Source organism: Pontibacter mucosus (assembly GCF_003054055.1).
Taxonomy (GTDB): Bacteria; Bacteroidota; Bacteroidia; order Cytophagales; family Hymenobacteraceae; genus Pontibacter; species Pontibacter mucosus.
The window spans coordinates 162,272-188,904 of record NZ_QBKI01000011.1 but is presented as its reverse complement, the minus strand read 5'-3'; the positions used below and the strand labels follow the sequence as shown (position 1 = coordinate 188,904).

At 52.5% G+C, this 26,633-nt stretch carries 29 protein-coding genes; 9 read left to right on the top strand and 20 right to left on the bottom strand.

Annotation, left to right across the window (positions count from 1 at the left end; all coding sequences use genetic code 11):
* Positions 1–87: 87 nt before the first annotated feature.
* On the top strand, positions 88–255 hold the full coding sequence (locus tag C8N40_RS23495) for a T9SS type B sorting domain-containing protein (RefSeq protein ID WP_425440668.1): 168 nt from the start codon (positions 88–90) through the stop codon (positions 253–255).
* Positions 256–352: 97 nt separating this feature from the next.
* On the opposite strand, the gene C8N40_RS19385 is transcribed toward C8N40_RS23495, so the two are convergent.
* On the bottom strand, positions 353–979 hold the full coding sequence (locus C8N40_RS19385; protein ID WP_108213476.1) for a cytochrome c oxidase subunit 3: 627 nt from the start codon (positions 977–979) through the stop codon (positions 353–355).
* 265 nt (positions 980–1,244) lie between these two features.
* Here C8N40_RS19385 and C8N40_RS19380 point away from each other — a divergent pair, with 265 nt between their 5' ends.
* The 5 genes from C8N40_RS19380 to C8N40_RS19360 all read left to right on the top strand — a co-directional run bounded on the left by C8N40_RS19380 (position 1,245) and on the right by C8N40_RS19360 (position 6,393).
* Entirely contained in the window at positions 1,245–1,823 is a 579-nt protein-coding gene (locus tag C8N40_RS19380; protein ID WP_108213465.1) for a hypothetical protein, read from the top strand.
* A gap of 149 nt (positions 1,824–1,972) precedes the next feature.
* Positions 1,973–2,467, top strand: a complete 495-nt coding sequence (locus C8N40_RS19375; protein ID WP_108213464.1) for a DUF4920 domain-containing protein — start codon at positions 1,973–1,975, stop codon at positions 2,465–2,467.
* A 189-nt stretch (positions 2,468–2,656) separates the two neighbouring features.
* Positions 2,657–3,283 carry an HD domain-containing protein gene (locus tag C8N40_RS19370; protein ID WP_108213463.1) on the top strand — a complete coding sequence of 209 codons (627 nt, stop codon included), beginning with the start codon at positions 2,657–2,659 and terminating at the stop codon, positions 3,281–3,283.
* Between the two features lie 59 nt (positions 3,284–3,342).
* Positions 3,343–5,199 carry a glycoside hydrolase family 13 protein gene (locus C8N40_RS19365; RefSeq protein WP_108213462.1) on the top strand — a complete coding sequence of 619 codons (1,857 nt, stop codon included), beginning with the start codon at positions 3,343–3,345 and terminating at the stop codon, positions 5,197–5,199.
* Positions 5,200–5,313: 114 nt separating this feature from the next.
* Positions 5,314–6,393: a mechanosensitive ion channel family protein gene (locus C8N40_RS19360; protein WP_108213461.1), complete on the top strand. Its 1,080-nt coding sequence runs from the start codon at positions 5,314–5,316 to the stop codon at positions 6,391–6,393.
* Positions 6,394–6,465: 72 nt separating this feature from the next.
* On the opposite strand, the gene C8N40_RS19355 is transcribed toward C8N40_RS19360, so the two are convergent.
* The 9 genes from C8N40_RS19355 to C8N40_RS19315 all read right to left on the bottom strand — a co-directional run bounded on the left by C8N40_RS19355 (position 6,466) and on the right by C8N40_RS19315 (position 14,463).
* A complete protein-coding gene (locus C8N40_RS19355) occupies positions 6,466–7,803 on the bottom strand; it encodes an SdiA-regulated domain-containing protein (protein WP_108213460.1) in 1,338 nt (445 codons plus the stop codon).
* Between the two features lie 85 nt (positions 7,804–7,888).
* Positions 7,889–9,154, bottom strand: a complete 1,266-nt coding sequence (locus C8N40_RS19350) for a sensor histidine kinase (protein WP_108213459.1) — start codon at positions 9,152–9,154, stop codon at positions 7,889–7,891.
* Positions 9,151–9,828 carry a response regulator transcription factor gene (locus C8N40_RS19345; protein ID WP_108213458.1) on the bottom strand — a complete coding sequence of 226 codons (678 nt, stop codon included), beginning with the start codon at positions 9,826–9,828 and terminating at the stop codon, positions 9,151–9,153. The genes C8N40_RS19350 and C8N40_RS19345 overlap by 4 nt, the downstream gene beginning before the upstream one ends.
* 120 nt (positions 9,829–9,948) lie before the next feature.
* A complete protein-coding gene (arsB, locus tag C8N40_RS19340; RefSeq protein ID WP_108213457.1) occupies positions 9,949–11,034 on the bottom strand; it encodes an ACR3 family arsenite efflux transporter in 1,086 nt (361 codons plus the stop codon).
* 54 nt (positions 11,035–11,088) lie between these two features.
* Positions 11,089–11,853 carry a metallophosphoesterase family protein gene (locus C8N40_RS19335; protein ID WP_108213456.1) on the bottom strand — a complete coding sequence of 255 codons (765 nt, stop codon included), beginning with the start codon at positions 11,851–11,853 and terminating at the stop codon, positions 11,089–11,091.
* A gap of 88 nt (positions 11,854–11,941) precedes the next feature.
* Positions 11,942–12,475, bottom strand: coding sequence for an ArsI/CadI family heavy metal resistance metalloenzyme (locus C8N40_RS19330; protein WP_108213455.1), 534 nt, complete (start codon positions 12,473–12,475; stop codon positions 11,942–11,944).
* A 32-nt stretch (positions 12,476–12,507) separates the two neighbouring features.
* Positions 12,508–12,873, bottom strand: a complete 366-nt coding sequence (locus C8N40_RS19325) for an ArsR/SmtB family transcription factor (RefSeq protein ID WP_108213454.1) — start codon at positions 12,871–12,873, stop codon at positions 12,508–12,510.
* Positions 12,874–13,125: 252 nt separating this feature from the next.
* Positions 13,126–13,689, bottom strand: coding sequence for a hypothetical protein (locus C8N40_RS19320; RefSeq protein WP_108213453.1), 564 nt, complete (start codon positions 13,687–13,689; stop codon positions 13,126–13,128).
* Positions 13,690–13,764: 75 nt separating this feature from the next.
* Positions 13,765–14,463, bottom strand: coding sequence for a hypothetical protein (locus C8N40_RS19315; RefSeq protein ID WP_108213452.1), 699 nt, complete (start codon positions 14,461–14,463; stop codon positions 13,765–13,767).
* A gap of 135 nt (positions 14,464–14,598) precedes the next feature.
* On the opposite strand from C8N40_RS19315, the gene C8N40_RS19310 reads away from it, so the two are divergent.
* On the top strand, positions 14,599–15,294 hold the full coding sequence (locus C8N40_RS19310; RefSeq protein WP_108213451.1) for a hypothetical protein: 696 nt from the start codon (positions 14,599–14,601) through the stop codon (positions 15,292–15,294).
* 42 nt (positions 15,295–15,336) lie between these two features.
* The gene (locus C8N40_RS19305) at positions 15,337–15,573 is read left to right on the top strand and encodes a hypothetical protein (RefSeq protein ID WP_108213450.1); all 237 of its coding nucleotides are present in this window, start codon (positions 15,337–15,339) and stop codon (positions 15,571–15,573) included.
* Between the two features lie 85 nt (positions 15,574–15,658).
* Here the strand turns inward: C8N40_RS19305 and C8N40_RS19300 are convergent, their stop codons facing one another.
* The 3 genes from C8N40_RS19300 to C8N40_RS22480 all read right to left on the bottom strand — a co-directional run bounded on the left by C8N40_RS19300 (position 15,659) and on the right by C8N40_RS22480 (position 16,986).
* The gene (locus C8N40_RS19300) at positions 15,659–15,829 is read right to left on the bottom strand and encodes a hypothetical protein (RefSeq protein WP_245756065.1); all 171 of its coding nucleotides are present in this window, start codon (positions 15,827–15,829) and stop codon (positions 15,659–15,661) included.
* A 421-nt stretch (positions 15,830–16,250) separates the two neighbouring features.
* A complete protein-coding gene (locus tag C8N40_RS19295; RefSeq protein ID WP_146173606.1) occupies positions 16,251–16,613 on the bottom strand; it encodes an alpha-2-macroglobulin family protein in 363 nt (120 codons plus the stop codon).
* Positions 16,588–16,986 carry a hypothetical protein gene (locus C8N40_RS22480; RefSeq protein ID WP_146173605.1) on the bottom strand — a complete coding sequence of 133 codons (399 nt, stop codon included), beginning with the start codon at positions 16,984–16,986 and terminating at the stop codon, positions 16,588–16,590. The genes C8N40_RS19295 and C8N40_RS22480 overlap by 26 nt, the downstream gene beginning before the upstream one ends.
* 177 nt (positions 16,987–17,163) lie before the next feature.
* Here C8N40_RS22480 and C8N40_RS19285 point away from each other — a divergent pair, with 177 nt between their 5' ends.
* Positions 17,164–17,775 (top strand): TetR/AcrR family transcriptional regulator, encoded by a 612-nt coding sequence (locus tag C8N40_RS19285; RefSeq protein WP_108213447.1) that lies wholly within the window; start codon positions 17,164–17,166, stop codon positions 17,773–17,775.
* Positions 17,776–17,931: 156 nt separating this feature from the next.
* On the opposite strand, the gene C8N40_RS19280 is transcribed toward C8N40_RS19285, so the two are convergent.
* The 7 genes from C8N40_RS19280 to pnp form a co-directional block, all read right to left on the bottom strand.
* Entirely contained in the window at positions 17,932–19,089 is a 1,158-nt protein-coding gene (locus C8N40_RS19280; protein WP_108213446.1) for an iron-containing alcohol dehydrogenase, read from the bottom strand.
* A gap of 92 nt (positions 19,090–19,181) precedes the next feature.
* A complete protein-coding gene (locus tag C8N40_RS19275) occupies positions 19,182–20,195 on the bottom strand; it encodes an NADP-dependent oxidoreductase (protein WP_108213445.1) in 1,014 nt (337 codons plus the stop codon).
* 147 nt (positions 20,196–20,342) lie between these two features.
* Positions 20,343–21,050 (bottom strand): bacillithiol biosynthesis deacetylase BshB1, encoded by a 708-nt coding sequence (gene bshB1 / locus C8N40_RS19270; protein ID WP_108213444.1) that lies wholly within the window; start codon positions 21,048–21,050, stop codon positions 20,343–20,345.
* Between the two features lie 12 nt (positions 21,051–21,062).
* Complete coding sequence (locus C8N40_RS19265) at positions 21,063–22,112, bottom strand: M23 family metallopeptidase (protein ID WP_170114158.1); 1,050 nt, start codon at positions 22,110–22,112, stop codon at positions 21,063–21,065.
* A 141-nt stretch (positions 22,113–22,253) separates the two neighbouring features.
* A complete protein-coding gene (gene trxB / locus C8N40_RS19260) occupies positions 22,254–23,192 on the bottom strand; it encodes a thioredoxin-disulfide reductase (RefSeq protein WP_108213443.1) in 939 nt (312 codons plus the stop codon).
* A 148-nt stretch (positions 23,193–23,340) separates the two neighbouring features.
* Positions 23,341–24,204 carry a sigma-70 family RNA polymerase sigma factor gene (locus C8N40_RS19255; RefSeq protein ID WP_025605096.1) on the bottom strand — a complete coding sequence of 288 codons (864 nt, stop codon included), beginning with the start codon at positions 24,202–24,204 and terminating at the stop codon, positions 23,341–23,343.
* Positions 24,205–24,396: 192 nt separating this feature from the next.
* Positions 24,397–26,535, bottom strand: a complete 2,139-nt coding sequence (gene pnp / locus C8N40_RS19250; RefSeq protein WP_108213442.1) for a polyribonucleotide nucleotidyltransferase — start codon at positions 26,533–26,535, stop codon at positions 24,397–24,399.
* Between the last annotated feature and the right edge of the window lie 98 nt (positions 26,536–26,633).

Here is a 26,633-nt window from a genome sequence, read left to right as displayed (position 1 = left end):
CCAACGAATAAAATGCCACACCCTTAGGACAATATATCTTCAAATCACTATCTTTAACTAAGCACCAAGCAGAGGTTTTTAGACAAACTGACGTTCAGCAGCATTAAGATCTACAACCGCTGGGGCAAGGAGGTATTTCGCAGCCAGGACAGCGGCTTCAGGTGGGACGGCTACGGGGTGAACGATGGGGTATACTTTTACGTGCTCGATTACGGCACCACTACCTACAAGGGAAGTGTGACAATTGTGCGGTAAAGTATAATATGGCCGCACCTTTCTTCTTAATACTTAGGCAGGAAACTTTATGAACGGTAAGCTTTGCTTGATATTTATGCACTGAACTCCTTATACTTCAGGACATAAAGAGGAGCACCAGGTAGAGGCCCAGCCACAGGAAATCGAGGAAATGCCAATAGCTTCGGAGCATGGTCAGTTGCAACCGTCGGAACGGGTCGCGGATAAAAACCAGGCTGCGCACAGCGTCGCTGTTGACATACATCGTTTTAAACACCATGAACGAGAGGAAAATGATGCCCCCTGCCAGGTGCAGGATATGAAGGGCCGAGATAAGGTAAAGGTAGGTTCCTGAGGATTTACCGGAGAAGTAGACCCCGCTCCGGCTCATCTCGTTCCAGCCGATAAACTGAGCACCGATAAAGAGCAGGCCCAGCGTCAGGGTGATGCCCAGGTAGCGGGCCAGTTTCTTTAGCTTCTCCTGCTTGTAGAGCCGCGGCACCCTGGAGATAGTATAACTGCTGAAGAGAAGTATAACGGTGCTGACGCTGAAGAACTTGGGCAACTCAAACTGCGCCTGCGGAAAACCTCCCGTGCGCGCAAAGGCAACCACCAGCACAAAGAACAGCACCCCAATCCCCACCATGCTCAGGTATAGCAACATCCGGATAGGATGCATCCTGTCGATCCGCTTGAAGCCTGACCGCTGCTTATGGTTTACCTGATTTTTCTTATCCTGATTCATCCTGTGCTCCTTTTTCCTGTGCTCAGAAAGCAGGCACTGCTCCTCTGCCTGTTGCACACACTACATGTAGTAATTTATACTTTCACTCCCATGTTATAGTTTTGGAAAAACCGTATAATTTGGTCGTTGCGGGCCTTTCCTTTAACAACTCCCTGGCTTTTTATTTGTTGTACTGATTTCCGGAGGAAAAGTATGCTTTTGCCAGCCACCATTGCCCGACAGTTTGCGTTAGTACAGGTATTCATTCACCTATCAACGCGACTCTATGACGATAAAACTACGACTTCTGTACCTGCTGTTACTGCCCCTGTTCCTCTTTGGATTGGTGGCTAACGCCCAGCGAAACCGATCGCCCTACACCGGCAGCAACCGGATACTGCTGACGCTCGATGGAAGCGATGCCCGCTATGAGTTTATGTCGGACCAGGTGCTGGTGCGCTACAACCGTGAAATGCAGCAACTCGAGTGCATCCTACCGGTAGAAACGCTGCTCCCCCTGCAGGACTCCATTCCCCGGAATATGGCCTACGAGGTGCTGTATGGTGCCCGCTACCCGCAGCTCTACATCACGATGGCGGCCCCTGTGCAACAGATAAACGCGGGGAACCTGAGCCCGGAAACGGTATCGAGCAAGGTGGAGGTAAGGCTGCAGAACACCACCCGGAACCTGCAGGTACCCGTCACCTTCTCCCCGGAGAGCACCTCCTTATACTTTACCGCCACGCTCGATTTGCAGATGGAAGACTTTCAGGCCTCGCTCCCCGTCGCCTACCTCCCCCTGCTCACGGGCCGCTTCACCATTACTATAGACCGCGCACGCTGGGTGGAGCTGACATCCAGGTAAACTATACTTAGTTGCTTTATAGTATCTTATAAAAGTATACTTATAGTAAAGCAGCAACCCTGAATTCTGGATTATACACATTATTTGATGCGATTTGCCTATATGGCACTTATCCCTATATTTGTAAACCATCAACATAAACCCCTTACATGAAAAAAACTACGCTACTACTTTTCCTTGCCGCGGCCACTTTCGCCTGCAACCAGTCAACCACCGATGCGAAGACCGCCACAGAGGCAACCACTGCAGAAGCCGGCGCTACCTATGGTGCCCCGTTTGCGGAAGAAAATGTCATTCCCGTGTCATCCCTCGAAGCCACGCTGGCCGATAAGGACTCGGTACAAGCCACCGTGGCTGCCGAGATAGAAAAAAGCTGCCAGAAAAAAGGGTGCTGGATGGACGTGAAGCTGGACGACGGCTCTCAGATGAAAGTTACGTTCCGGGATTACGGGTTCTTTGTGCCCACCACAAACCTGGAAGGCCGCCAGGTGGTGTTTACCGGTACAGCCAAGAAAGAAGTAGTTTCCGTGGATGACCTGCGCCACTTCGCTGAGGACGCCGGAAAATCAGAAGAGGAGATTGCCGCCATCACCGAACCACGTGAGGAACTGCGCTTTGTGGCAGATGGGGTGATTTTTAAGTAACATCAAATTTATACTCCAGCAGGCTACCGAAAAGGTAGCCTGCTTTGTTTTTAACAAGCCGCTAATACCAATATGCGCATCTGCAATGAATTTGCCATCAAACCCACCCCTAACCCCTCCAAGGAGGGGAATTCATGCGACATGGCAGGTAGTTCCGTTGCGCATAAATGAATCCGTAAAGGTATAAGTATGCCAGACCTACACCTGCTATGGCTCCGCCTTTCTTCCGGTTATACTTCTGATCGCGCACTACAGGAAAAGCGATGGCAGGAACTGGAGCAGCTCTATAATTCCCCTGGCCGGCACTACCATACGTTACAGCACCTCCGACACCTGTTTCAGCTTACTTTCGAGCAGCTGGCTTCTATAGCGCAGCCCCGCGCTTTTCAGTTTGCCATTTTCTACCACGACGCGGTTTACGACCCAACCCGCCAGGATAACGAGGTGCAAAGTGCGGCGCTTGCACGTACAAGGCTGCCGGAATTGGGCGTGCCTGCTGCTGAAGTAGCACATGTTTCGCAATTGATTCTGGCCACCAGAGAGCATCTGCCACAGTCCTTGCCAGATGCCAACCTCCTGCTTGATTTCGACCTGGCTATACTTGGCGCTCCCGGGGAGCAGTACCAGAAGTATAGCCAGCAGATACGGGAAGAGTATCGCATGTTCCCGGACGTAGCCTACCGGCAGGGACGCAGGAAGGTGCTGCAGCATTTCCTATCGCGGGAGCACCTTTACCACACGCCAATTATGCGCGGGCAGCTGGAGCAGCAGGCCCGGCAGAACCTAAAACAAGAAATGCGTTTACTGGAGGGATAAAAGTATACGTTGCGGGCTATGTAAGTATAACAGTACTCCACTTCCTAAGCTTTATACTTATGCACCGGCACAAACACTGTATACTGTTCCTGTTCCTGGTCCTGCTGCAGCTAAACGCCTTCGCGCAGGCACCAAAACTCCGGGTGGAGCCTGCCTTCTGGTGGGCCGGCATGAAAGACCCGAACCTGCAGCTCATGCTCCACGGGGCTAACATCAGCGCCCTTACGCCAGTCATACAACACGAGGGCGTATCACTTAAAGATGTTGTGAAGGTTAAAAGCCCCAACTACCTGTTCCTGAACCTGGATATGAGCAAGACAAAACCGGGCAAGTTTATACTTCAGCTCAAGCAGGGCAACAAAACCGTGCACCGTTATACTTATGAGGTAAAGCAGCGGGAGACCAATTCCGCCAACCGGCAGGGCTTTAACACCTCGGATGTTATCTACCTTATCACGCCTGACCGCTTCGCCAACGGCGACACCAAAAACGATAACGTGAAGGGTATGACAGAGCAGATTAATCGCTCCGATAAAAGCGGCCGCCACGGCGGAGACATCGCCGGCATTATCCAGCACCTCGATTATATCAGGGACATGGGCTTTACGGCGCTCTGGATAAACCCGCTGCTGGAAAACAACCAGACCAAAACATCCTACCACGGCTACTCCACTACCGACTACTACCAGGTGGACCCGCGCTTTGGGAGCAACGAGCAGTATGTAGCATTATCGAAACTGGCCAACCAGCAAGGTATAATGCTGGTGATGGACATGATCCTCAACCACATCGGCTCCGAGCACTGGTGGATGAAGGACCTGCCCACCGACGACTGGCTTAACTACCAGCAGACGTACAAGGAAACCAACCACCGCCGCGAGGCCATCCAGGATCCTTATGCCGCGGCCTACGACCGTGACCTGTTCAACGATGGCTGGTTTGTACCAAGCATGCCTGACCTGAACCAGCGCAACGAGCTGCTGGCCACCTACCTGATTCAGAACACCCTCTGGTGGATTGAGTACGCTGACCTGGGCGGCATACGAATGGATACTTACTCCTATCCCGACCCGGCCTTCATGAGCGAGTGGACACGCCGTGTGATGGAAGAGTACCCGAACTTTAACGTAGTGGGCGAAGAGTGGTCGCTGAATCCGGCCATTGTGGCTTACTGGCAACGGGGCAAGCAAAATCCGAACGGCTATACTTCTTACCTGCCCAGCCTGATGGACTTCCCGATACAGGCGGCTTTAACCACCGCCCTGCGCGACGATGAGAGCGGCTGGGATACCGGCTGGCTGCACCTCTACAATGTGCTGGCCACGGATTTCCTCTACGCCGCCCCGCAGAACCTGGTCGTTTTCCCAGACAACCACGACATGGACCGCATCTACACGCAGCTGAACCAGGATGCCGGCCTGACCAAACTGGCGCTGGCCTACATCCTCACCACGCGCGGTATTCCGCAGATCTACTATGGTACCGAAATTCTCATGCATAACGATCAGCGCGGCTACCACGGCATCATCCGCACGGATTTTCCGGGGGGCTGGCCCGGCGACAAAGTGAACGCCTTCACGGGGCAAGGGCTCACCAAAGAGCAGCTGGACATGCAGCAATTCACCAAAGAGCTTCTGAACTGGCGCAAAACATCGGAGGCCGTGCACAAAGGCAAGCTGACGCATTACGCTCCTTACAAGGGGGTGTATGTATACTTCCGGGAGCAGGGCGATGAGAAGGTGATGGTGATCCTGAACAAGAACGAAAAGCCTTACGAGCTGGAGCTGGCGAAATTCGCACCCCAACTGAAAAGTATAAAGCAGGGTACAGACGTACTAACCGGCCAGAGCTACAACCTGGGCCAGCCGAAAGTGAGCCTTCCCCCTAAGGCACCGCTGATTTTGAAGCTTAAATAACTTAGATTACCATGAAAGGGCAGCACCCGGTTTGCATTCCGGGTGCTGTTTTTTTATACTTGTTCTGTTCAGCTTTCAGAACAAACTATAAATTTTTAGTTATTTACCTTATCTATGACAGATTTTCTCCAGCAAGTATACTTCCATAACACTATACAATCATATCTTATTGTGATAGCTATTCTGCTTATTAGCTTCACTTTAATCGCATTCTTCAGGAAACGCGTGTTAACCAGGGCAGCCAAGCTAACGGCGCGCACGAAGTCTAACCTGGACAGTCACTTAGTTGAAAGTATAGACCGTTTTGGGATTCCGGCCCTCTATATTTTTGCAATATACTTTGCCCTAAACTACCTGCAGCTCCCGCCCAAACTCGACAACGTGCTGCATGTGGCCCTGATTGTCGCCTGTACCTTCCTGGCCATCCGCATTGTTTCCACGACGCTTATCCTGCTGCTGCGCTCTTACATAGGCAAGCAGGAGCATGGCGAGGAGAAGGTGAAGCAACTGGGTGGGGTTATACTTGTCCTGAACGTGACTATCTGGGGGCTGGGCCTGCTTACGCTGCTCGACAACCTGGGCTATAATGTTACCACCATCGTTGCGGGCCTTGGCATCGGCGGTATTGCCGTGGCCCTGGCGGCCCAAAACATTCTCGGTGACCTTTTCAACTACTTCGTTATCTTTTTTGACCGCCCTTTTGAGGTAGGGGATTTTATCGTGCTCGATGACAAGTCGGGGGTGGTTGACAAAATCGGGGTAAAAACGACGCGCATCAAAAGCCTCTCGGGAGAGCAGCTGGTGGTAGCCAACTCAGATTTAACCAACTCCCGCATTCACAACTACAAGCAGATGCAACAGCGGCGCGTGGTGTTTAAGCTCGGCGTGGTTTACCAGGCCACCTATGAGCAGCTGGAACTAATACCGGGGCTGCTGCGCCAAATTGTGGAGGATCAGGACATGGTGCGTTTCGACCGCGCCCACTTTACATCGTACGGCGACTCCAGCCTGGATTTTGAGGTTGTATACTACGTGCTGTCGTCGAACTACAACGACTACATGGACATACAGCAGCGCATTAACCTGCGCATTTTCAAAGAATTCCAGGAGCTCAACATCGACTTTGCCTACCCTACCCGCACGTTGTTTGTGGTAAATGAGCACCAGGAAAAGCAGGCGCAACCAGTTGCATAGCCCGACGCCAGCTATAATGAAAAACGGGGCAGCGAGTTGTTCGCTGCCCCGTCTCTTTCAGGAAAATATAGCTTATAAACTAGCTTCATACTTCAGGATAACACCCTTCCCTGTTTTGCTTCCTTCGCTGGAGATGTATACTTCGCCGTTGTTTCCAAAGGCAAGTCCTTCGGCCTGGCGTAGCTGCTCCTCATCCAGGTTGGCAGATTTAGTGATGCTTCCATCTTTTTCTAAAACCATAATGCGATTATTCACTGCATCCAGCATGTAATACTCGTCGCTTTGCGGGTGTATCTCCAATGAAGAGGGCTGCAGCACATCGTACCCATCCTTCACTTTCTTCTTTCCAGGTACAGGCTGCTTCAGCACTTCCTGGTCCAAGGGGATGCGGATAACGGGCTCCGGGTTCATTTTACCGGTGCTGAGGTTGAGCTCATAAATGCCTTTATGCTGCCCCAGCGCTTTATCGTGTCCCTTGCAGGCAATCAGCAAACGGTTATTGGCCTTGTCGAGGGCGAGCCCCTCGGTATCCTGGCTAGCGGAAAGTACGGATTTGTGCGTTTTTACCTGCGGCTTCTTGCTTTGGAAGTCACTTACTTCAAACACGGTGCCGTCGCTGCGAAGTACGTAAGCTTTGTTTCCGTCAATAGCCAGTCCCTCGTAGTCGCCCGGCTCCCCGAAAGGATGCTCTTCCTCCAGCTTGTTGGTTTTCAGGTTAAAGACAAAGATGCTTCCCTTCTCATCCTGCACGCAGGCCATGCGCCCGTCCTCCAGCAGGGCGATGCTGGAAACCTCCCGTAGCTCGGCCGGCAACTCCCAGGAGGAAACCGGGTTGGCAAAGGCGTTGGTTTTCTCAGCCTCCGGCAGCAGCGCCCCTACTACCGATGCCTGGAGGAACTCCGGACCGGCTGATGCTACCGGCGCACCTTGTTGGGCAAGCAGTTTCCCGCTCTGGTCAAAAAGCAGCTCTACTTCGCCTTTCCGGCTCTCCAGTTCCACTTCATACTTCAGTGTTTCGCCTGTTTTTACCAGGTTGGCCTCATCTATGGTAAAGTCGGCAAAATGCTCCTGCACATACTTTATCACCTCTTGGGGCAGCCCCGTAGTATTAATTTCCTCCTCTACCTTCAACAGTTCTCCTGTAGCACTGAACAGCACTTTTCGCTCACGCCCGCCCAGGTCAAACTCCACCTCAAACCCTTCCGGCTCCTCTTCCCAATCGGGATTTTTCACATCCGGGTAAAGAGAGGCAAATTGTGTCATCACTGCCTCCGGAACTTCAACTTTCTCCCACAACTCACTTATTTCCCCTCTGATGTCGGCTATTTCCTCATTCATCTCGCTGCACGAGGTGGCTCCCCACATAACAGTCACCCCCAGCAGCATATTCAACAAAAACTTCCTATTCATATACTTAAGTGTTAATATTCTACCTGTTTATACAAGTATACTTTCGGAATCTGAAGAGAATCTGAAGGAAGGGCTGTGACGAAGGCTATTTTGTAAAATAAATGCAGAGGCTGTGTTCGCCGTCTTTAAAGTTATACTTGGGGAGGAGCCCGTAGAGGTCACAGATTTTCTTGACGAGTGCCAGCCCGATGCCCAACGAGCCCACGGCATCGTCGCCGGTGCGGAAGCGTCCGAACAGCCGCTCAGGCTGGTCCTGCGGGGCCTCGCCGGTATTGCGGATGCAGAGCTTCTGCCGGTTTAGCAGTACTTTTATACTTCCGCCCGCGTGGTTGTGCTTGATGGCGTTGTTGAGCAGGTTCTGCAGCAGCACGTCCGTCAGGCCGCTGTTCATCTGCACGTATACTTCCTCCATCTCCTCTACTTCCAACTCCAGGCCGCGCATGCTGATGATTTCCTGCAGGTGCGTGAGTTGCTCCTGCAGCAGCCGGTGCAGCGGCACCTGCTCCTCAACAGTAAACTCGCGGTTCTCGATGCGGGTGAGCAGGATGAGCGACTTGTTCAGGCGGGCCAGCCGGTTCAGGGCGCCATACATGTCCGACAGCATCTGGGCCTGCTCCTCGGTCAGGTTTTCGGACTGCATGAACAGCTCCACTTTACTGCTCACGATAGCCAGCGGCGTCTGTATCTCATGCGACACGTTCTCGGTGAACTCCTTGAGGTTGAGAAAGTCGCTGTGAATTTTGCCGGTCATGCTTTGCAGCACCTGGTTAAGCTCCTCAAACTCGGTGGTGGAGCTTTCCTTCAGCATGAGCGGCTGGTGGTGGCTCAGGCGGTATTCCTTAATCCGGGCAAGCGTGTCGTAAAAATGGCGCCAGGTATACTTATTGGTGTAGTAGTTTACGAACACCAGCCCGACGAGCAAAAGTATAAAAATCCAGATCATGGCCAGCACCGTGCTCTCCGTCAGGTCGTCAAAATCCATCAGCGACTTGAAGATCGTGTACTCGTAAGGTTTGCCCTGGCGGTAGACGGTAAAGGTGAGCTTGCGGAACGGGATGTCCTCCTCGTCGTAGGTGCTGTAGATGAGCGTGTCCGACAGGTGCTCCATCACAAGGTTCTCCGGGTCGGCCTCGCGCACGTGTATGGCCTCCGAGATGCCGGAGGTAACGTTGGGGAGGCGGTCGTGCTTTTGGATGTAGGCGATGATGTTCTCCTTGTCGGTGAAGAGCTGATCGTCCACCTCATCGTAAATCTCCTCGCGCAACGACAGGTAAAACACCGTGCCGCCCACCGCAAACACCACCAGCGATACCAGCAGATAGTATAAACTGGTCTTGGTCAGTACTCTCATGGGCTCATGAACTTATAGCCCAGCCCGTACACCGTCTGGATGTAATCCTGGCCGCCGGCCTCCACTATCTTGCGGCGCAGGTTCTTGATGTGGGTGTACACAAAGTCGAGCGAGTCGAGCATTTCGATGTGGTCGCCCCAAAGGTACTCGGCGATGGACTCCTTGGTAAGCACGCGGTTGCGGTTAGAGACAAAGTATAAGAGCAGTTCGTACTCCTTGCGGGTGAGCGTAAGTTGCTTGCCCGCCACGGAGGCCTCGGCCGCATCGGGCTGTACTTCCACCTCCCCCACGCGCAGCACTTTTTGCCCGTTAAAATTGCGCCGCCGCAGCACCGACTTCAGCCGCGCATTCAGCTCCGACAAGTGGAAAGGCTTGGTCAGGTAATCGTCGGCGCCTACTTCCAGCCCCGTGATTTTATCGTCCAGCGCATTTTTAGCAGAAATAATAATGATGCCGGTATCGGCGTTATTTTCTTTGAGCGAGCGCACGATGTTCAGGCCATTGCCGCCAGGCAAGGTCAGGTCGACCACCACACAGGCGTAGGTGTGCGAGGCAGTTTTGAGCAGGGCGCTGGGGTAATCTGTAGCGGCATCGCAGGTATAGCCCTCCTGCTTCAGGTACGCCACAATCGAATCCTTCAGGGCGATTTCGTCTTCTATTACTAATACTTTCATAGTTTTCTTCAGAAACGGTAATTTAGGCAAGAAGTCTGAAGGAAATCTGAACAGGGGGCATAAAAAAGCCCGCCATACTTTCGGCGGGCTTTAGAAGTATACTTCAAGTTTATACGTTGGTTAGCGAAGCACTTTCTCCGGTGCCACCGGTGCGGGGTAAAACCGCTTTCGCAGCCACTGCGCCACATTTACCAGAAGTATAAGCACCGGTACCTCCACCAGCGGCCCCACCACCCCGACAAAGGCTTGGCCAGAGTGAATGCCGAACACACCGATAGCCACCGCAATAGCCAGCTCAAAGTTGTTTCCGGCCGCCGTGAACGAGATGGCTGCATTCTGCGCGTAATCGGCGCCCACCAGCTTGCCGGCAAAAAAGCTCAGGAGAAACATCACCGCAAAGTAGATGACCAGTGGCACGGCCAGCAGCAGCACGTCAAAAGGAATGCTGACAATGGTGTTGCCCTTCAGGCTGAACATCACCACGATGGTAAAGAGCAATGCAACCAAGGTAATCGGGCTGATGGCCGGGAGAAATTTCTGCTGGTACCACTCCTCGCCTTTTAACCTCTTCAGCACCAGACGGGAGATTAGCCCCGCGGCAAAGGGAATGCCCAGGTAAATGGCCACACTTTCGGCCACCTCACCCATACCAATGCTGACCACCTCCCCTTCGATGCCAAAGTACGGCGGCAGCACCGTGATGAAAACATAGGCAAAAAGGCTGTAAAAAAGCACCTGGAAAATACTGTTAAACGCCACCAGGCCGGCCGCGTACTCCCGGTCGCCCTCCGCCAACTCGTTCCAAACAATGACCATGGCGATGCAGCGGGCAAGGCCAATCAGAATCAGCCCGGCCATGTACTCAGGGTAATCGCGGAGGAAGAGGACAGCCAGCAGGAACATAAGCACCGGCCCCACTACCCAGTTCAGCACCAGCGACACCGACAGCACCCGGAAGTTGCGGAACACTTTGCCCAGTTGCTCATAGCGCACCTTGGCCAGCGGCGGGTACATCATCAGAATCAGGCCCAGGGCGATGGGCACGTTGGTAGTGCCACTCTGGAAGGAATTGATAAAGCCCTCCATGCCGGGCACAAAGTACCCAAGCGCCACGCCAAGGCCCATCGCCAGGAAAATCCAGAGGGTCAGGTAGCGGTCCAGAAAGGAAAGGCGTAGCCGTTTATAAGTGGGGTTGCAGGTTGTCATGTAATATAGAGTTATACTTTAAGTAGCGAAGTATAAATAGCTAATATTTATACTTTAATAAGCGTTCCGCAGCATGTCCGCAAACTCATTGGGTAATGGGCTCTCCTCCACGGCACGGGCTGCCTGCTCCACATCGTACGGCACGCGCACGAAAGTCACGTTTATACTTTCGGCCACGGCGGCGGAGCTGTTCTCGTTCAGTTCGAGCAGCACATAGCAGGCACGCGGGTCCCCGTCCTTCGGCTTGCCCACAGAACCCAGGTTAATAGCGTGCTTATACTTTCCATGCGACTCCAACTGCCGGTGATATGGCTTGTGGGTATGGCCAAAAAGCAGGATGTCTGCCCCGGCGTCTTCCATGATGCGGAGCAGGCTGTTCTCCGGCCGGTCCTCGAACAGGTACTCGTTAATTTTGCGCGGGCTCCCATGCACCATTAAAATCCGTAGCTTCTCCCCTTCTTCCGTTTGAAAATCTACCCGGAGGTGGCGCGGCAACTCGCGCAGGTATTTCCGGTTCCCGGGGCTGATAATTTGGTTGGTGTAGTCGATGGACTGGCTGCCGCGGGACTTGTCCTCTTCGGATTTATAGGCGCAGCCGCAATCGTCGCTGTGCAGGCCCACGCCCTCGTCGTAGTTTCCGGCGATGGTGGGAATGCGGTGCTTCCGGATGAGCTCCACAACCTCGTTGGCCCATACGTTATACCCTACCAGGTCGCCGAGGCAGTATACCATGTCGGGTTGTTTTTGCTCCAGGTCCTGCAGTACCGCCTCCATGGCAGGCAGGTTGGCGTGGATGTCACTAAAGAAAGCTATCTTCATACGTGAGTGTTGGTTTATCTAAAAGGCTAAAAGCATCAACAGGTGAACTGCTTATACTTCATCTGCTGATGTTTTTTATACTTTCTTCTTAGCAGCAGCCACTGCCGGGCGTACAGGCCTGGCCCTCAAAATCTGTCATGATGCTGATGTCAGCGAGCTGCACTTTTGGCTTCTGCTCCTGGGCAGGCGGCATGCAGCAGGCGCTGGCGTCGGCACTTTCGTAGTGCGGGTCGTTGAACTCGGCATCCTCGTGGAAGTAGTATACTTCCCACTGCACCCCGTCCGGGTCCTCCACCCAGAACTTATCCTGCACGGCATAGCAGCAGGCCGTGCCGATTTCCTCCTTCATCACCAGGCCTTTGGCCTTGGCCACCTCCAGGCGCTGCTCCAGCTCCTGCTTGGTCTCCACTTGGATACCCATGTGGCCAAAGTGCGCCTGCACCCGCTCCGGATTCTCGACAAAGGAAATGATGAGCGAAGGCTGCTCCAGCACATACTTGGCGTAGTTGTGCTTTACCTTAACAGGCTCCTGGCCGAAAAAGGAAGTATAGAATTGCGTGGTTTTTTGGATATCGGACACGTAGAGGCTCACGTGCATCCGCGGAAAAAGGGAAGTATTCATCTGTATATTTATTTATCGGTTGAAGAATTATGTTAACAACAGGTATCGGTACAGCAGCTGCTTTTAATGGCAGCCAGCATACTTTCCAGCAGTTGCCTGGCCCGGTCATACTGTTCCTGGTCGATGCAGTAGCAGACGGTAAGGCCGTCGATTTCGCCTTTTATCAACCCGGCATTCTTGAGCTCGGTCAGGTGCTGCGACACGGTGGTGCGGCTCAGCGGCAAGGCACTGGAAATATCGCCTGAGATACAGGTCTTGGCCTCGGCCAGGTGCTGCAGAATGGCAATGCGCGCCGGGTGCGAGAGTACCTTAGCAATGCGGGCTACCTCCTGCTGCTCTGGGCTAAACGCTGTGGCTTTGGTGTAAGTCATGTGCTTAATGAAGTATGACGTAAACATACGACATAGTATAATATTCACCAAACACTTCCCCTGATTTTTTTGAGACCATAAGGTATAAAGTATAGATGTAAGAGTGGGAACTGCGCCGCTTGCTGCTAAAAGAGTATAAAGCTATACTTTCGGAAAGTATAGATGAAGGGCACTGTGGAGCATAAAAAAAGCCGCAGCTCCTGCCGCGGCCTTTTCTCAGATGGAAATTTAATACAATGTACAGCTCCTTATACGGTAAGGTTACAAAGAATGTACATCTTACCTGTTGTAGCCTCCAAAATACCCGTAGTAGCCCTGGTTGGACTGGTCGTGCCGGCCGTAGCGGTCATTACCGAACTCCCGGAACTCGTCCTGGTTGCCATAGGAGGCATCGTGGCGATAGCCATGGTTTCCGCGGCTGTCGAAGTCGCGGTACATGTCCCCCTCCTCGGGGTTGTCATAGTTGGGGTTATAGCCGGTGTTGTAGCGGTAATGCCTTGGCTGCCCTCCGTAAGGCCCTTCCGCATAAGGGAAGCGCTCTACCATGTCCAGGTCGTTCTCGGCGCCACGGGGCAGGCCATAATCCGCTGAGCGCGGCATGTCGGTATAGTTCGAGATGTCGTACATCTCGTTGTAAAAGTCCTCGCGGGTTCCGGCTTCCCCTCCCCTGCGGCCATACTCCTGGCTGTGCTGGAGCCGGAAATGACGTCGCGGCTCATGCCGTGTGTCGCCTGAGTGGGCGTGCTCCCGGCCGTGGCGGCGCCAATTATCCTGGTCTCCATACCCCTCCTGTTCGTAGTGGCGGCTATAGTCGCCGTAATGCATATCTCTTTCGTCTCTCATAATTCTTTAAAGTATAAGCGACACCTTATGAGCTGGTGCCGCCTTGGTTATACATGTTATACTTTTGTTTGGCCATTAGCGGCGGTCGCGATCGCGCATGTAGCGTTCTCTGTCGCTGTTACCGCCACGGTCGTGCCGGTTATCCAGCCGGCTGTAGCGGCCGCCCTCGCCATAGTGCTCGGTGCCCGGCGTATAGTTACGGCCGCTGAAGCCGCCGCTGTAGTCGTTGTCGTAGTTGCGGTTGCCTTGCTCGTAGCGACGGTAGGATTCATAGTCTCCCCGCTGCCCGCGCGCCCAGCTGCCGCTGTTGTCGCCACGGCGCACATCATGGCCGAAGCGCTCATCGGCCATGCCAGAGCGGTAGTTGGACTGGCCCTGGCGGCGGAGGTCGCTGTAATCGCGGTCAGAGTAATCGGCCTGCGGCTCGTAGTGGCGACCGGAGTTGTGATCATCTCTTGGCACGTAGGTCATGCCGTAAGGGTTGTCATCGCTACGGCTGCCTCGCGTATAGTCCTGGCCGCTGTATTGCGCCCCTCCGGCCTGAAAGCGGCCCTGCGGGTACATTTGCCACTGGTCCTCGTTGCTGTTAAAGCTGGTGTTGTCGCCGAACTGGCTGGCCCGGTTAGTGCCGTAGCCCCTGTTAAATTGCGTATCCACGGTGTAGTTTCCCCTATCGGAGTTTTGCCCGTGATGGTGCGTGTGCAGCCACTGTGCGTCCGGGTCCTCGCGGTACTCTTCCTGTCGTCTGAAGTTCTCTCTTCTGTCGTCTCTCATAGCTTGTTTCTTTAAAGATTGATGGTACAATACTACCTGGTTCTACGGCGGGCATGCGGCCCAGGGTTAGGAAAGGGCTAAACCCAAGCCTCTGGCATCCGTTAAAAAGTGTACATCAACCAAATTTGAATGACTATGGAATCAAACTATTGGAACCGGGACAGAGACAGGTATGAACGACGTGGCGATGACGAGCGCCGCCGTGTGGATGAGGACAGCTACCGTGGCGCCTACCGGCAGGATATCTCCAGCGACCACCGCAACGTGTCGACCTGGGATTGGGGAAGCGACCGTGAAAGGGGCCGCCGGGAATACGACTATAACCGGAATTACAACCAGGACTACAACCGCAACTACAACCAAGACTATAACACTCCCAACCGGGACACCAGCCGCAACCGTGGCTACGACCATGACAATTACAACGCCGACAGCCGCTACTACCGTGACCAAGACAGGGGCTACCGCAGCAGCGACAACAGCAACTGGGATGAGCAGCGACACCCATCCAGCGGCGGGTATGGTAACGATGCCCGTCGGGAGCACCGCAGCGTGCATGACCGCATCGAGAGCCGCGGCAGAGGGGCGCTAAGTAATTTCGACGCAAACTATGGACCCGATTACTATGGACAGGGAGAAGGCGCCAATTATGGAAACCAGGCTGGCTCGCTGAGCTATGGTTACGACGGCTCCAGTAACTACGACCCGGACTGGAACAGGCACTACAATCCTTTAACCGGACGGCTTAGCGGTGATCGCCGCAGTTACCACGGCAACTACACCAGTCGCCACCCCGAGCGCGGGCAAGGGGACCGGGAGGACCGGTACTAAGGCCGCACGAAAACTTTTGTAAAACTTTAATTGACTAACAAGATGAATACGAACGACAGAAAGAAGGATAAGCTTAACAAAGAGGACGTGAACAAGACGATGAACGAAGGCAATAAGGTGCCGAACATCAACCCCACCGGGCAGCGTCAGAACGTCGACAACAAAGACATGATGAAAGGCAAGGTGGGCGGTGCCCCGTCTCAGAAAAGCGGAAGCCGTGGCAGTTCCGACATACAGGACGGCGGCAACGACATGGGCAGCAGCGCCGGAAGCCACTAATTTTGAAAGTATAAAAACAGCGATAGCCATCCTCCATAGGGTGGCTATCGCTGTTTCAGAAGTATGTTAGTAAAGTAAATTCAGGCTATTGCAGTTCTTCCTGCTCCATATACTCCCACATGGCATCTTCGCTGGCACCGGTTCTGGCCGCGTAGATCAGCATGGTGGTATATACCCCAATCAGCAGGAAGCTGAGCGGAATAGAGAACACGAACGAAACGATCAAGGTTTTTACCGGGTCCGGCTTGGATCTCATTTTGGTAGAAGCATACCAAAAAAATAATACATTAAAAATACCGGAGAATGCAATTAGGTTGATGATGTCTAGCATTGGCTAAAAGTTAGATTGATGGTGTTGCTGTGTAAAAGAATTTCATAAGCTCTTTTTCAGTTTCAGCCCTGTTTTAAACTTGATTAACTAACTGTCGTCGGTAGTGTTAATGGTTCCGGCTCCCCTATGCCGAATGCGCTTGATGCAATTTAGAAGACAGTTTTTTAAAATACAAGCCCTAACCAGATTAAATTTATGATATTATAACATCGAATTAGATAACGCTATGGCTATATATTAAATACTTTATCTAAGAAAACCAATGATGTAATATCGTATAAATTAGCTACTTATGGCTATATAAAGCTTTCCAGGGATACAAAAGTTTCCTAATTGCACAAAAACGTTACCTTATCTCTACCTGCTTCTGTTTCTCGCGCCCAAAGAAAGTCGGAAAGTACATTAACGAGGCTTTTGCCGGATTCAGGCTATACTTGCCCCTGAACCGGGGCTGCAGCATGATGCTGTAGGTATAGGTCCCTCTCTTTAAAGAATCGCTGAAGATAACCGTTTTGTGGCGGAAGTACTCCCGGTGCACCTCCCCCTTCCCAAGCCGCCCTTTGTCTGCATAAGAGCAGCCCGCCGGCACCGGCACTTCAAGCATCACAAAGTCCGCATCGGCTTTTGCGGTTAACTCCACGACCAGCTCTACCGGTTTGCCTGCCTCCAGCACAGCATTTTCTTCAGTGCCCTTGAAGTATGTCTTCACCACGAAATCCTTTTGCACTTGCCCTGGCTCCTGCACCCAGTTGGTTTGGTGGGAGCATAATGGAGTATGGATTTATACTTTTCAGCTCATACGCCAGATCAAGGCCGGAGGCGTAGGCAAACAGGTAGTGCCCGTGCGGGAGCTGCTCTGGGTTGACTGTATAGGCGGCATAGGAATTATACAAGGTATGAAAGAAGCTTTCATCCACTTCGCCCGCACCTTTCTGGTAGAACCGTTTCACCTCATCAGCTGACAGACGGTAAATATACGTATAGGGGATCCGCTGGAAACTTTTGGCGAGCTTGCTTTGGGCCACAGCAGAACCTGCAAAGGCAAGCCAGCAGAGAAAAAGCAGCTTAAGTTTGTGAGGCATAGGATAGTATCTTATTTCTAAATATACTTGAAAAGCTATACTTTACCAGCTGCCTCTTTCACTTTACTGCCTCGCACCCAGGCAATATTCCCTGCAGGTTCTGTACAAATCCATATATTTGCTGTAAGTGCCCTTTTGGGGTGCAGCCAATAAAGTATAAAAAACATCTCTTTTCTGATGGAAACAATGGATACCCCCCGCGCCAGGATTATCGAGGCAGCCAAAAATATGTTCTTTACGCAAGGCTATAGCACGGTACTAATGTCAGACCTTGCCAAGCGCTTGGGAATGAGCAAGAAAACCCTGTACCAGTATTTTTCAGGAAAGGAGGAGCTGCTTAACGTGATAATCCGCCAGTACGGGCAGGAGATTCAGCGGGAGGTGGAACGTATGTTGGTAGATGACAACCTGCCATTTCCGGAAAAAGCCAGCCGCATTTTCAGCTTTGTGGGCACCAAGCTCCACTACATAAACCCGGAGTTTGTGCTGGACATCAAAAGGCACGCCCCTTCCGCCTGGCAGCAGCTGCAGAAACATAAAACCGAGGCTGCTTTCCTGCGCTTCAACACGCTGCTGGACGAAGGCTACCGGAAAGGCTATATCCGGGAGCATGTAAACCGCACCATGGCCGTGCTGCTCTATGCCAGCGCCTTGGAAACCATCCTTAACCCCGATTTTACCGAACAAGTACCTCAGAAGCTGATGCAGGAACTGCCCAAAGCACCCGGCGAAGTGTTCGAAGGGCTTGTTAAGATTATCTTTAACGGCATACTTGACGGCACAAAGTAAAAAGAAACAGCTGGTTAGAACAGTATGGTTTGCTACCTGTTTTCACTGCTGCTCCGTTATACTTTTTCCGGCCATTACTTAACCAGCTGCTAGCATAAAAAACGCCGCTGCAAAAGCTTGCAGCGGCGTATGTCCTTTACTTTATACTTTAATATATTACAGGCTCAGGGTCAGAATCTCCTTCACATCCTGTATCTGAATGTCAGCCCGCTCTCCCAGATCCTTCACGCCACGCTCCTCAAAACGGCGGATGATGGTGTTGATCGTGTCCTCGCCCACCTCGTAATCCGACAGGCGCGTTTTAATTCCCAGCGATTCAAAGAAATCAACGGTGGCCTGTAGGGTTGCTTCCAGGCGCTCACTTTCTGAGCCAGAGGCAACACCCCATACCCGATCGCCATACTGCAGCAGCTTTTCTTTTTTCGTTTCACTTTTGTAGCGCAGCAAGGCCGGAAACACGATGGCCAGGGTGCGCGCATGGTCGATGCCGTGCAGGGCTGTGAGTTCGTGGCCGATGTAGTGGGTAGCCCAATCCGTAGGAACCCCTACCCGGATAACTCCGTTCAGCGCCATGGTAGCGGCCCACATAAAGTTAGCCATGGTATCGTAGTCCTGCGGGTTCTGTACCGCCTTAGGGCCCTCTTCCTTCAGCGTTAAAAGTATAGCTTCTGCCATACGATCCTGCAAAGGAGCATTCACAGGGTAAGTCAGGTACTGCTCCAGCACATGCGAGAAGGCATCTACTATGCCGTTACTGATTTGCCTGGCGGGCAGCGTAAAGGTAGTTTCCGGATCCAGCACCGAGAATTTAGGGAACGTGAAAGGGCTTCCGAAGGAAAACTTCTCCTTCGTGGATACGCGGGTTACGACAGCGCCGGAGTTCATCTCGGAGCCGGTGGCCGGCAAGGTAAGCACCGTACCGAAAGGAGTTGCCCTGGTAACCGGCTCCCGCTTGGCCAGGATGTTCCAGGGATTCTCCCCTTCATACTCCATGGCAGCCACGATAAATTTAGTCCCGTCGATAACAGAGCCGCCGCCCACAGCCAGGAAAAAGGTCACCTGCTTCTCTTTGGCAAGCGCCACGGCTTTCATCAGCGTCTCGTAGTGCGGGTTAGGCTCAATGCCCCCAAACTCACTTACCTCAAAATCTTGCAGCGCCGCCATCACCTGGTCATACACGCCATTCTTTTTGATGCTTCCTCCGCCATACGTTACCATGATACGGGCACCAGTCGGTATCTCCTTTGTGATGCTGCTGATCTGGCCTTTGCCAAAGAGTATTTTAACCGGATTATAAAACGTAAAATTATTCATTCTTCTTTATTTATACTTATCTGGTCATTAATCTATTGATGTTCATCGGACCCCTCGAGCACCAAAGAGGCGGCTAGCTCAATTGGCCCTGCTTATCCTTCCCGTGCAGCAACTTTTACAAGCTGTTTGCCGGTGTTCTGGCCGCTAAACAGTCCTAAAAATGCTGTTGGTATGTTATCAAAACCCTCCATGATGGTTTCCTGATACTGTAGTTTTCCCTCCTGCACCCATTTTGCCAAATCTTCGGCTGCGGACTCAAAATCAGCGGCGTAGTCACTTACTATAAACCCTTTCATCATGGCTTTTCTCTTTAACAAAATAGGTTCTACTCGCATACCGGTAGGAACGGAGGTACTGTTGTAATAGGCAATTTGCCCGCAGATGGCGATACGGGAGAAGTTGTTCAAGTTGAGATACACCGCGTCTGAGATCTCCCCTCCCACATTATCAAAGTATACATCCACCCCGTCCGGACACGCCTCTTTTATAGCCGCCTTCAGGTCTGTAGCAGTTTTATAGTTGATGGTCGCATCAAAGCCCAGCTCCTGCTTCAGGTAACTGGTTTTATCGTCTGAGCCTGCAATGCCCACCACGCGACACCCTTTTAGCTTGGCTATCTGCCCTACCACCGTGCCTACCGCCCCGGCGGCACCGGATACAACAACCGTATCACCGGCCTTAGGCGCGCCGATGTGAAGCAGCCCAATGTATGCCGTAAGACCCGGCATGCCCAGAATCCCGAGGTGGTAGCTAAGAGGCGCTATGGCAGGATTGATTTTCCTGAGCCCATTGCCGTGGTGGACGATATACTGCTGCCACGGAAGGTTGCCCAGTACCACCGTTCCCTTGGGAAACTGGTCGGTGTTGCTCTCCACTACTTCTGCCACAATGCCCCCCGAAATGGGCTCTCCTACTTTATAAGGAGCCACGTAAGAGTCGGCATCGCTCATGCGTCCCCGCATATAAGGGTCTACAGAAACGTACAAAGCCTTCAATAAAACCTGTCCCTCCTGCAAGGCAGGCACCTCCCTTTCCTCGAATTTGAAATTATCAAGTGTTGGCGTACCCTGCGGACGGCTTGCCAGTAATATCGTTTTGTTTCTCATAGCTAAATATTAGTAAGTATCCTTTCAGATACACCTCAACCAGCCAGCAGGTTGTTTGTTTTCAGGAACAGGTATAAAGTATAAAAGGGAAAATAGCTCTTACTTAAGCTACTTTCCCTTTTATAGAAACTTATCGCGCAGTCTGCTTTAAATCAGATCGAAGAGGTTTCTGACGCCCACGTGCCGCTCCTTGGTGAAGCCTTCGCCGTAGGTCGTTCCGATAGCATGGCCAAACTCTTTTGCCCGCGCCTCAATAAACTCGAGAAACTCCGGGGATGAAATATAAGTGTTGGGCGAGGTATCGTCCGGGTTATAGAACTGTGATTTAAAGGCACGGATGGCCTCCAGCTTCTTCTCCCAGTAGGGGGTTACATCCACGATAAAATCAGGAGTGATCATGCGGTCCTGGATGTAATGGTACACCGCCTTAGGCCGCCACGCTTCCTGATCTCCCGGGGTTTTGATCATCTTCAGACCTGATTTAAAGCACGACTCCGACAAGAGGGCTGCCCCCCTGCCATGATCCGGGTGCCTGTCGTGTATGGCATTGGCAATTACCACCTCCGGTCTATACTTACGGATGGCCTCTATCACCTTCAGCTGATGCTCCCGGTCGTTCTGGAAGAAGCCATCGTCAAAACCAAGGTTGTCGCGCACCACAACCCCCATTACTTCGGCTGCGTCGCGGGCCTCCTGCAAGCGCCCCTCCGGGGTACCGCGGGTACCAAGCTGTCCCTCCGTGAGGTCTACAATTCCGACTTTGTAACCCGCCTGCACATGGGCTACCAGCGTGCCGGCGCAGCCAAGCTCCACATCATCGGGGTGGGAGGCAAAAGCAAGTATATCTAACTTCATGATGCTGTTTTATTATCTGACGCGTAGCGATCTGCCTACACGCAAGGTTGTACGAGTACTGATGCCATTCAGGCGCGTCAGCTGGCTAACGGAAACACCGTATCGCTTGGCAATCCCGGATAGCGTGTCACCACCGCGCACCTTGTGGTACACGGCGCGTCGGCCCCCGCTGCTCACGCCGCTCTTCGACCGGTTGGCATAGTTAAACACGGCTGACGTAATCTGGTAACTGTCTCCTTTGAGCAGGTAATCGGGGAAATCATAAATATTCTCCGGATCCAGCGGGTTGCCCTGATAGCGTACCTCATAGTGCAGGTGTGGCCCCGAGCTGCGGCCGGTGCTGCCTCCTAAACCAATCACTTCTCCTGCCTTCACAAAATCGCCGGTTTTAGCAATGGTCCTGCTCATGTGGCCATACAGGGTTTCGAGGCCGTTGTAGTGGCGCAGCACGATATAGTTGCCGTAGCCGCCACCGTCCCACTTATTGATGCGCACCACCCCGTCGAAGGCAGCATAAATGGAGTCGCCTGTGTCGAGGTCTATATCGGTGCCGTAGTGCCACCTGCCGCTCCTGGGACCAAACTTACTCGTAATGGGCGTTTTTTCCAGCGGCATATTATACTCACGGTTCTGGGCAGGGTCGTATAGCTTTATGTCCACGGTATCCTTCATCTGACGGCTATCCATGCGGTATGGGTTGATGTTATGCGTGTCCCAAATCGCATAGTATCCGGCAATCCGGATCCAGGTAGAGTCAATCAACACTTCCTCAGAAACCTCCACGATATGTTGCTCGCCCAGATCCAGCTCCGATGTATCCTCGCTTACGATGGAGAGCTCTTTCTTGGGGTTGAAATAAATCGACTGGTCGGCGTCCGAGTCCTCATCCGGGAAATCCTCATACTTTATGAGGATGGTGGTGTCCGGGCGCACGTACTGTATCTTGGGGGTCTTGACCTTAAACAGGTCCTTCACCTTGCCCTGGGCCATGGCTCCGCCCATGCTGCTTAGCAGGCAAAGAGCGACCAGTACAAAAAATAGAGGAGCTTTGTTCTTCAACATTTGCATCTGAGATTGGCTGTGCTGCCTTCCCACAGCACGTCATTCGCTAAACTAAACAGCAGCACAGCCATTTTATTGTAGTACAATCCGGGCAGCTTTATACTTTAAATGCTGCCGCTGTTGTGTATTTGCATTGAAAGATTAGTGCAATCCTCTGGCAGCCAGGTAACGCTCGGCATCCAGGGCAGCCATACAGCCGGAACCGGCGGCGGTTACTGCCTGGCGGTACGTAAAGTCCTGCACGTCGCCACAGGCGAATACGCCATCTATATTGGTTTTGCTGGTACCTGGTATGGTGCGAATATAGCCATTCTCGTCCAGGTTGAGGTACTCTCTGAAGATCTCTGAGTTAGGTTGGTGGCCAATAGCCACAAAGAAGCCCTTTACCGGAATCTCGCGCGTCTCGTCGGTCAGCACGTTCTTCACACGCACGGCTTCAACAGTGTTCTCACCTAGTACTTCGTCCGTTACCGTGTTCCAGAGAATCTCGATATTCTTAGTTCGTTTCACCCGCTCCTGCATAATGGTAGAGGCGCGCATCTCGCCGCGGCGCACGATCATGTATACTTTACTGCAAAGGTTCGACAGGTAGGTTGCCTCTTCGGCTGCCGTGTCACCTGCACCCACGATGGCCACATCCTGCCCACGGTAAAAGAACCCGTCGCAAACGGCACAGGCAGACACCCCGTTACCATTCAGGCGAGACTCCGACTCCAGGCCCAGCCATTTAGCCGAGGCACCTGTGGAGATGATCACCGTGTCGGCTTCTATCGTTTTCTGGTCATCGATAACAACCTTGTGTGGCTGGGAAGAAAAATCAACGGCGGTAGCGATGCCATAGCGTACATCCGTGCCGAAGCGCTCGGCCTGCTTCTTAAAGTCCTCCATCATCTGCGGCCCCATCACCCCTTCCGGGTAGCCTGGGTAGTTCTCCACGTCGTTGGTAATCGTTAGCTGACCGCCTGGCTGCAGGCCCTGGTACAAGACTGGGTTAAGCCCGGCTCTGGAGGCATAGATAGCCGCTGTGTATCCGGCTGGCCCCGAACCTATAATAAGGCACTTTACTTTTTCTATTTCCATCACTGTTTTACGTCTGAGTAAATTTGGTTGCAAGTATACAAAATTTCTATGCCTTTGGCCTTATCTGCCCTGCGAAATGGTATACTATACTACTCTATAAACAAAAACCCCGGCTTGTGGCCGGGGCTTCCCTAATCTTTTTCTGCTACTAGCCCAAGTATGGCTTTAATGCTTTGCTCCTCGAAGTATGGCGAAGTCTGCGGATGGCTTTTTCCTTTATCTGGCGTACACGCTCGCGGGTCAGGTTAAATTTCTCACCTATCTCCTCCAGCGTCAGCGAGTGCTCACCGTTTAGCCCGAAGTATAAAGTGATCACGTCGGCCTCACGCTTGGTCAGCGTAGAGAGGGCACGCTGTACTTCCTTGCGCAGCGAGTCGTTCATCAGGCCCATGTCCGGAGACTCCTCGTCTTCGTTCTCGAGCACGTCCAACAGGCGGTTTTCCTCTCCCTGCACAAAGGGTGCGTCCACGGATACGTGGCGCCCGGAAATCTTCAGGGTGTCTACAACTTCCGCTGTGGTCAGCTCGAGTACTTCTGCAATTTCTTCGGGTGATGGCTCACGCTCAAACTTCTGCTCGAGCTCTGAGAATGATTTAGAGATTTTGTTCAGCGAACCTACGCGGTTCAGGGGAAGGCGCACAATACGCGACTGCTCGGCCAGGGCCTGCAGAATCGACTGGCGGATCCACCAAACGGCGTAAGAGATAAACTTAAAGCCCCTGGTTTCGTCGAATCGTTTGGCGGCTTTGATCAAGCCCAGGTTTCCCTCGTTAATCAGATCCCCCAGCGAAAGGCCCTGGTTCTGATACTGCTTTGCCACCGATACCACAAATCGAAGGTTGGCCTTGGTTAATTTCTCAAGTGCAAACTGATCTCCTTCTTTAATTCTCTGTGCCAGCGACACCTCTTCGTCCGGAGTAAGCAAATCTACTTTACCAATCTCCTGCAGGTATTTGTCCAGTGACTGGCTTTCGCGGTTCGTTATCTGTTTGCTTATCTTGAGTTGTCTCATCAGAGTATGTTATTATGCAAATAATTTAAAAACTATTGTCTAGGCTCGGAGAGGTAACATTAAAAAATCGCGCAAAGTTCTTACATCCTGAGAATAAAGTCAAGACGCAGTACCCCTGGCGATGAAATAGAAAAACTCTTGGCGCCCTGTGAGCCATACAGCCAGGCACCAAGAGTTATACTTTAGCAGGTGTTACTCGTTCCCTTCTGCACCCGGCTTCGGCAGTATTGCCTTGCGGGACAGCTTGAATTTACCTGTCTTTTTGTCAATGTCGATAAGCTTCACTTTTACTTCTTCGCCTATCTCCAGCACACCTTCCATGGTTTCAAGGCGCTCGTGCTTGATCTCAGAAATGTGCAACAGTCCGTCCTTACCTTGCATGAACTCCACAAAGGCACCGTAAGGCTGGATGGACTTCACTTTACCGATGTAAACTTCACCAATCTCCGGCTGAGCCGTAATGGCACGGATTTTCGCGATAGCAGAGTTCATCGAGTCCTGGTCCGTTGCGAAAATGTTCACGTGGCCTTTCTCGTTCTTCTCCTCGATGATGATCGTAGCACCGGTGTCCTTCTGGATCTGCTGAATCACTTTACCGCCTGGTCCAATCACAGCACCAATAAATTCCTTGTCAATCACCATGTTGAAGGAACGTGGCGTATGCGGCTTGTAATCCGGGTTAGGGGCAGAAATGGTTTTATCCATCTCGTTCAGGATGTGCAGACGGCCTGCCTGAGCCTGCTCCAGCGCCTGGCTCATCACCTCATAGGAAAGCCCCTGAATCTTGATGTCCATCTGGCAGGCAGTAATACCGTTCTTGGTACCGGCCACTTTAAAGTCCATGTCACCCAGGTGGTCTTCGTCACCCAGAATGTCAGACAACACGGCAAACTTACCTGTTTTTGTATCCGTGATGAGTCCCATCGCGATACCGGAAACTGAACCCGACACAGGCACACCGGCATCCATCAGGGCCAGGCTGCCGGCACAAACCGTAGCCATGGAAGAGGAACCGTTTGACTCCAGGATGTCAGAAACGATACGGATAGTATAGGGGTTCTCCGACTCCGGCGGGAGCACTTTTTTCAGGGCACGCAGCGCCAGGTTACCATGACCAATCTCGCGACGGCCCGGGCCTCTGTTTGGTCTTACCTCACCGGTAGAGAAAGCCGGGAAGTTGTAGTGCAGCAGGAACTTGCTTGTTCCGGATACCATCGCACTGTCGATCATCTGCTCGTCCAGCTTGGTACCCAGCGTAACGGTCGTTAAAGACTGCGTTTCGCCACGTGTAAAGATTGCCGAGCCGTGGGTGGCCGGCAGGTAATTAACCTCTGACCAGATTGGGCGAATCTCATCCAGACGACGGCCGTCCAGGCGAACGCGCTCATCCAGGATCATGTTGCGAACCGCCTCTTTCTCCACGTCGTGGTAGTATACTTTAATCAGGTTCTCGTCGTAGCCGTGCTCCTCGCCCAGAGAGGCAATGAACTCATCACGCACTGACTTGAAGCCTTCGGAACGCTCTTGCTTGTTGGCGCTGCCACGCTTGGCAATGGCATAAGCCTTGTCGTAAGTGGCTTCCCATACTTTTTTGCGCAGGTCTTCGTCGTGCGTTTCGTGCACATACTCGCGCTTCACGGTTTTGCCTACCATTTCGGCAAGCTCCAACTGTGCCTGGCAGTGTGACTTGATCGCTTCATGGGCGAACTGAATAGCCTCCAGCATCTCTGCCTCGGACACCTCGTTCATCTCGCCTTCCACCATCACCACGCTGTCGATAGAGGCACCAACCATCAGGTCGATGTCGGCGCGCTGCAGGTCACTTACGCGGGGGTTAATCACCAATTGGCCATCAATGCGGGCTACACGCACCTCAGAGATAGGGCCGTTGAAAGGAATGTCTGATACTGCCAGGGCGGCAGAGGCAGCCAGTGCGGCCAGCGCATCAGGCATCACCTCTGTGTCAGCAGAGATCAGGTTTATCGTCATTTGCGTTTCGGCATGGTAATCATCCGGGAACAGCGGGCGCAGCACGCGGTCTACCAGGCGCGAAACCAGTACTTCATAATCCGAAAGCCTCGCCTCTCTTCTCAGGAAGCCTCCGGGAATTTTGCCCGAAGAGGCAAATTTCTCCTGATAGTCTACAGAGAGCGGCAGGAAGTCCACCCCTTCGCGGGCTTCCTTGTTGGAGACAACAGCTGCCAGCAGCATGGTGTTACCCATCTTTACGACCACAGATCCGTCGGCCTGCTTGGCTAACTTACCAGTTTCAATTGTTATCTCCCGTCCATCCGGAAGAAAAATGGTTTTACTAATTGCGTTGTAGGACATCTTCTATATCGTTATCATCAAAAAGACAGCATCACCCATTGCGACGCTGTCAGGCACTGGTACTATAAGAGGAAGGGAAAGGGAGTGCCTTAAAAAAG

What these genes read in the sequence shown, in the direction of transcription:
- C8N40_RS19265 (WP_170114158.1), bottom strand. Translation starts at nt 22,112, where the DNA reads ATGTTGAAGAACAAAGCTCCTCTATTTTTTGTACTGGTCGCTCTTTGC.
- C8N40_RS19285 (WP_108213447.1), top strand. Translation starts at nt 17,164, where the DNA reads ATGGAAACAATGGATACCCCCCGCGCCAGGATTATCGAGGCAGCCAAA.
- C8N40_RS19305 (WP_108213450.1), top strand. Translation starts at nt 15,337, where the DNA reads ATGAATACGAACGACAGAAAGAAGGATAAGCTTAACAAAGAGGACGTG.
- C8N40_RS19335 (WP_108213456.1), bottom strand. Translation starts at nt 11,853, where the DNA reads ATGAAGATAGCTTTCTTTAGTGACATCCACGCCAACCTGCCTGCCATG.
- arsB (WP_108213457.1), bottom strand. Translation starts at nt 11,034, where the DNA reads ATGACAACCTGCAACCCCACTTATAAACGGCTACGCCTTTCCTTTCTG.
- C8N40_RS22480 (WP_146173605.1), bottom strand. Translation starts at nt 16,986, where the DNA reads ATGCCTCACAAACTTAAGCTGCTTTTTCTCTGCTGGCTTGCCTTTGCA.
- bshB1 (WP_108213444.1), bottom strand. Translation starts at nt 21,050, where the DNA reads ATGAAGTTAGATATACTTGCTTTTGCCTCCCACCCCGATGATGTGGAG.
- pnp (WP_108213442.1), bottom strand. Translation starts at nt 26,535, where the DNA reads ATGTCCTACAACGCAATTAGTAAAACCATTTTTCTTCCGGATGGACGG.
- C8N40_RS19365 (WP_108213462.1), top strand. Translation starts at nt 3,343, where the DNA reads ATGCACCGGCACAAACACTGTATACTGTTCCTGTTCCTGGTCCTGCTG.
- C8N40_RS19310 (WP_108213451.1), top strand. Translation starts at nt 14,599, where the DNA reads ATGGAATCAAACTATTGGAACCGGGACAGAGACAGGTATGAACGACGT.
- C8N40_RS19315 (WP_108213452.1), bottom strand. Translation starts at nt 14,463, where the DNA reads ATGAGAGACGACAGAAGAGAGAACTTCAGACGACAGGAAGAGTACCGC.
- C8N40_RS19360 (WP_108213461.1), top strand. Translation starts at nt 5,314, where the DNA reads ATGACAGATTTTCTCCAGCAAGTATACTTCCATAACACTATACAATCA.
- C8N40_RS19385 (WP_108213476.1), bottom strand. Translation starts at nt 979, where the DNA reads ATGAATCAGGATAAGAAAAATCAGGTAAACCATAAGCAGCGGTCAGGC.
- C8N40_RS19350 (WP_108213459.1), bottom strand. Translation starts at nt 9,154, where the DNA reads ATGAGAGTACTGACCAAGACCAGTTTATACTATCTGCTGGTATCGCTG.
- C8N40_RS19345 (WP_108213458.1), bottom strand. Translation starts at nt 9,828, where the DNA reads ATGAAAGTATTAGTAATAGAAGACGAAATCGCCCTGAAGGATTCGATT.
- C8N40_RS19300 (WP_245756065.1), bottom strand. Translation starts at nt 15,829, where the DNA reads ATGAGATCCAAGCCGGACCCGGTAAAAACCTTGATCGTTTCGTTCGTG.
- C8N40_RS19255 (WP_025605096.1), bottom strand. Translation starts at nt 24,204, where the DNA reads ATGAGACAACTCAAGATAAGCAAACAGATAACGAACCGCGAAAGCCAG.
- C8N40_RS19325 (WP_108213454.1), bottom strand. Translation starts at nt 12,873, where the DNA reads ATGTTTACGTCATACTTCATTAAGCACATGACTTACACCAAAGCCACA.
- C8N40_RS19330 (WP_108213455.1), bottom strand. Translation starts at nt 12,475, where the DNA reads ATGAATACTTCCCTTTTTCCGCGGATGCACGTGAGCCTCTACGTGTCC.
- C8N40_RS19375 (WP_108213464.1), top strand. Translation starts at nt 1,973, where the DNA reads ATGAAAAAAACTACGCTACTACTTTTCCTTGCCGCGGCCACTTTCGCC.
- trxB (WP_108213443.1), bottom strand. Translation starts at nt 23,192, where the DNA reads ATGGAAATAGAAAAAGTAAAGTGCCTTATTATAGGTTCGGGGCCAGCC.
- C8N40_RS19280 (WP_108213446.1), bottom strand. Translation starts at nt 19,089, where the DNA reads ATGAATAATTTTACGTTTTATAATCCGGTTAAAATACTCTTTGGCAAA.
- C8N40_RS19355 (WP_108213460.1), bottom strand. Translation starts at nt 7,803, where the DNA reads ATGAATAGGAAGTTTTTGTTGAATATGCTGCTGGGGGTGACTGTTATG.
- C8N40_RS19275 (WP_108213445.1), bottom strand. Translation starts at nt 20,195, where the DNA reads ATGAGAAACAAAACGATATTACTGGCAAGCCGTCCGCAGGGTACGCCA.
- C8N40_RS19370 (WP_108213463.1), top strand. Translation starts at nt 2,657, where the DNA reads ATGCCAGACCTACACCTGCTATGGCTCCGCCTTTCTTCCGGTTATACT.
- C8N40_RS19380 (WP_108213465.1), top strand. Translation starts at nt 1,245, where the DNA reads ATGACGATAAAACTACGACTTCTGTACCTGCTGTTACTGCCCCTGTTC.
- C8N40_RS19320 (WP_108213453.1), bottom strand. Translation starts at nt 13,689, where the DNA reads ATGAGAGACGAAAGAGATATGCATTACGGCGACTATAGCCGCCACTAC.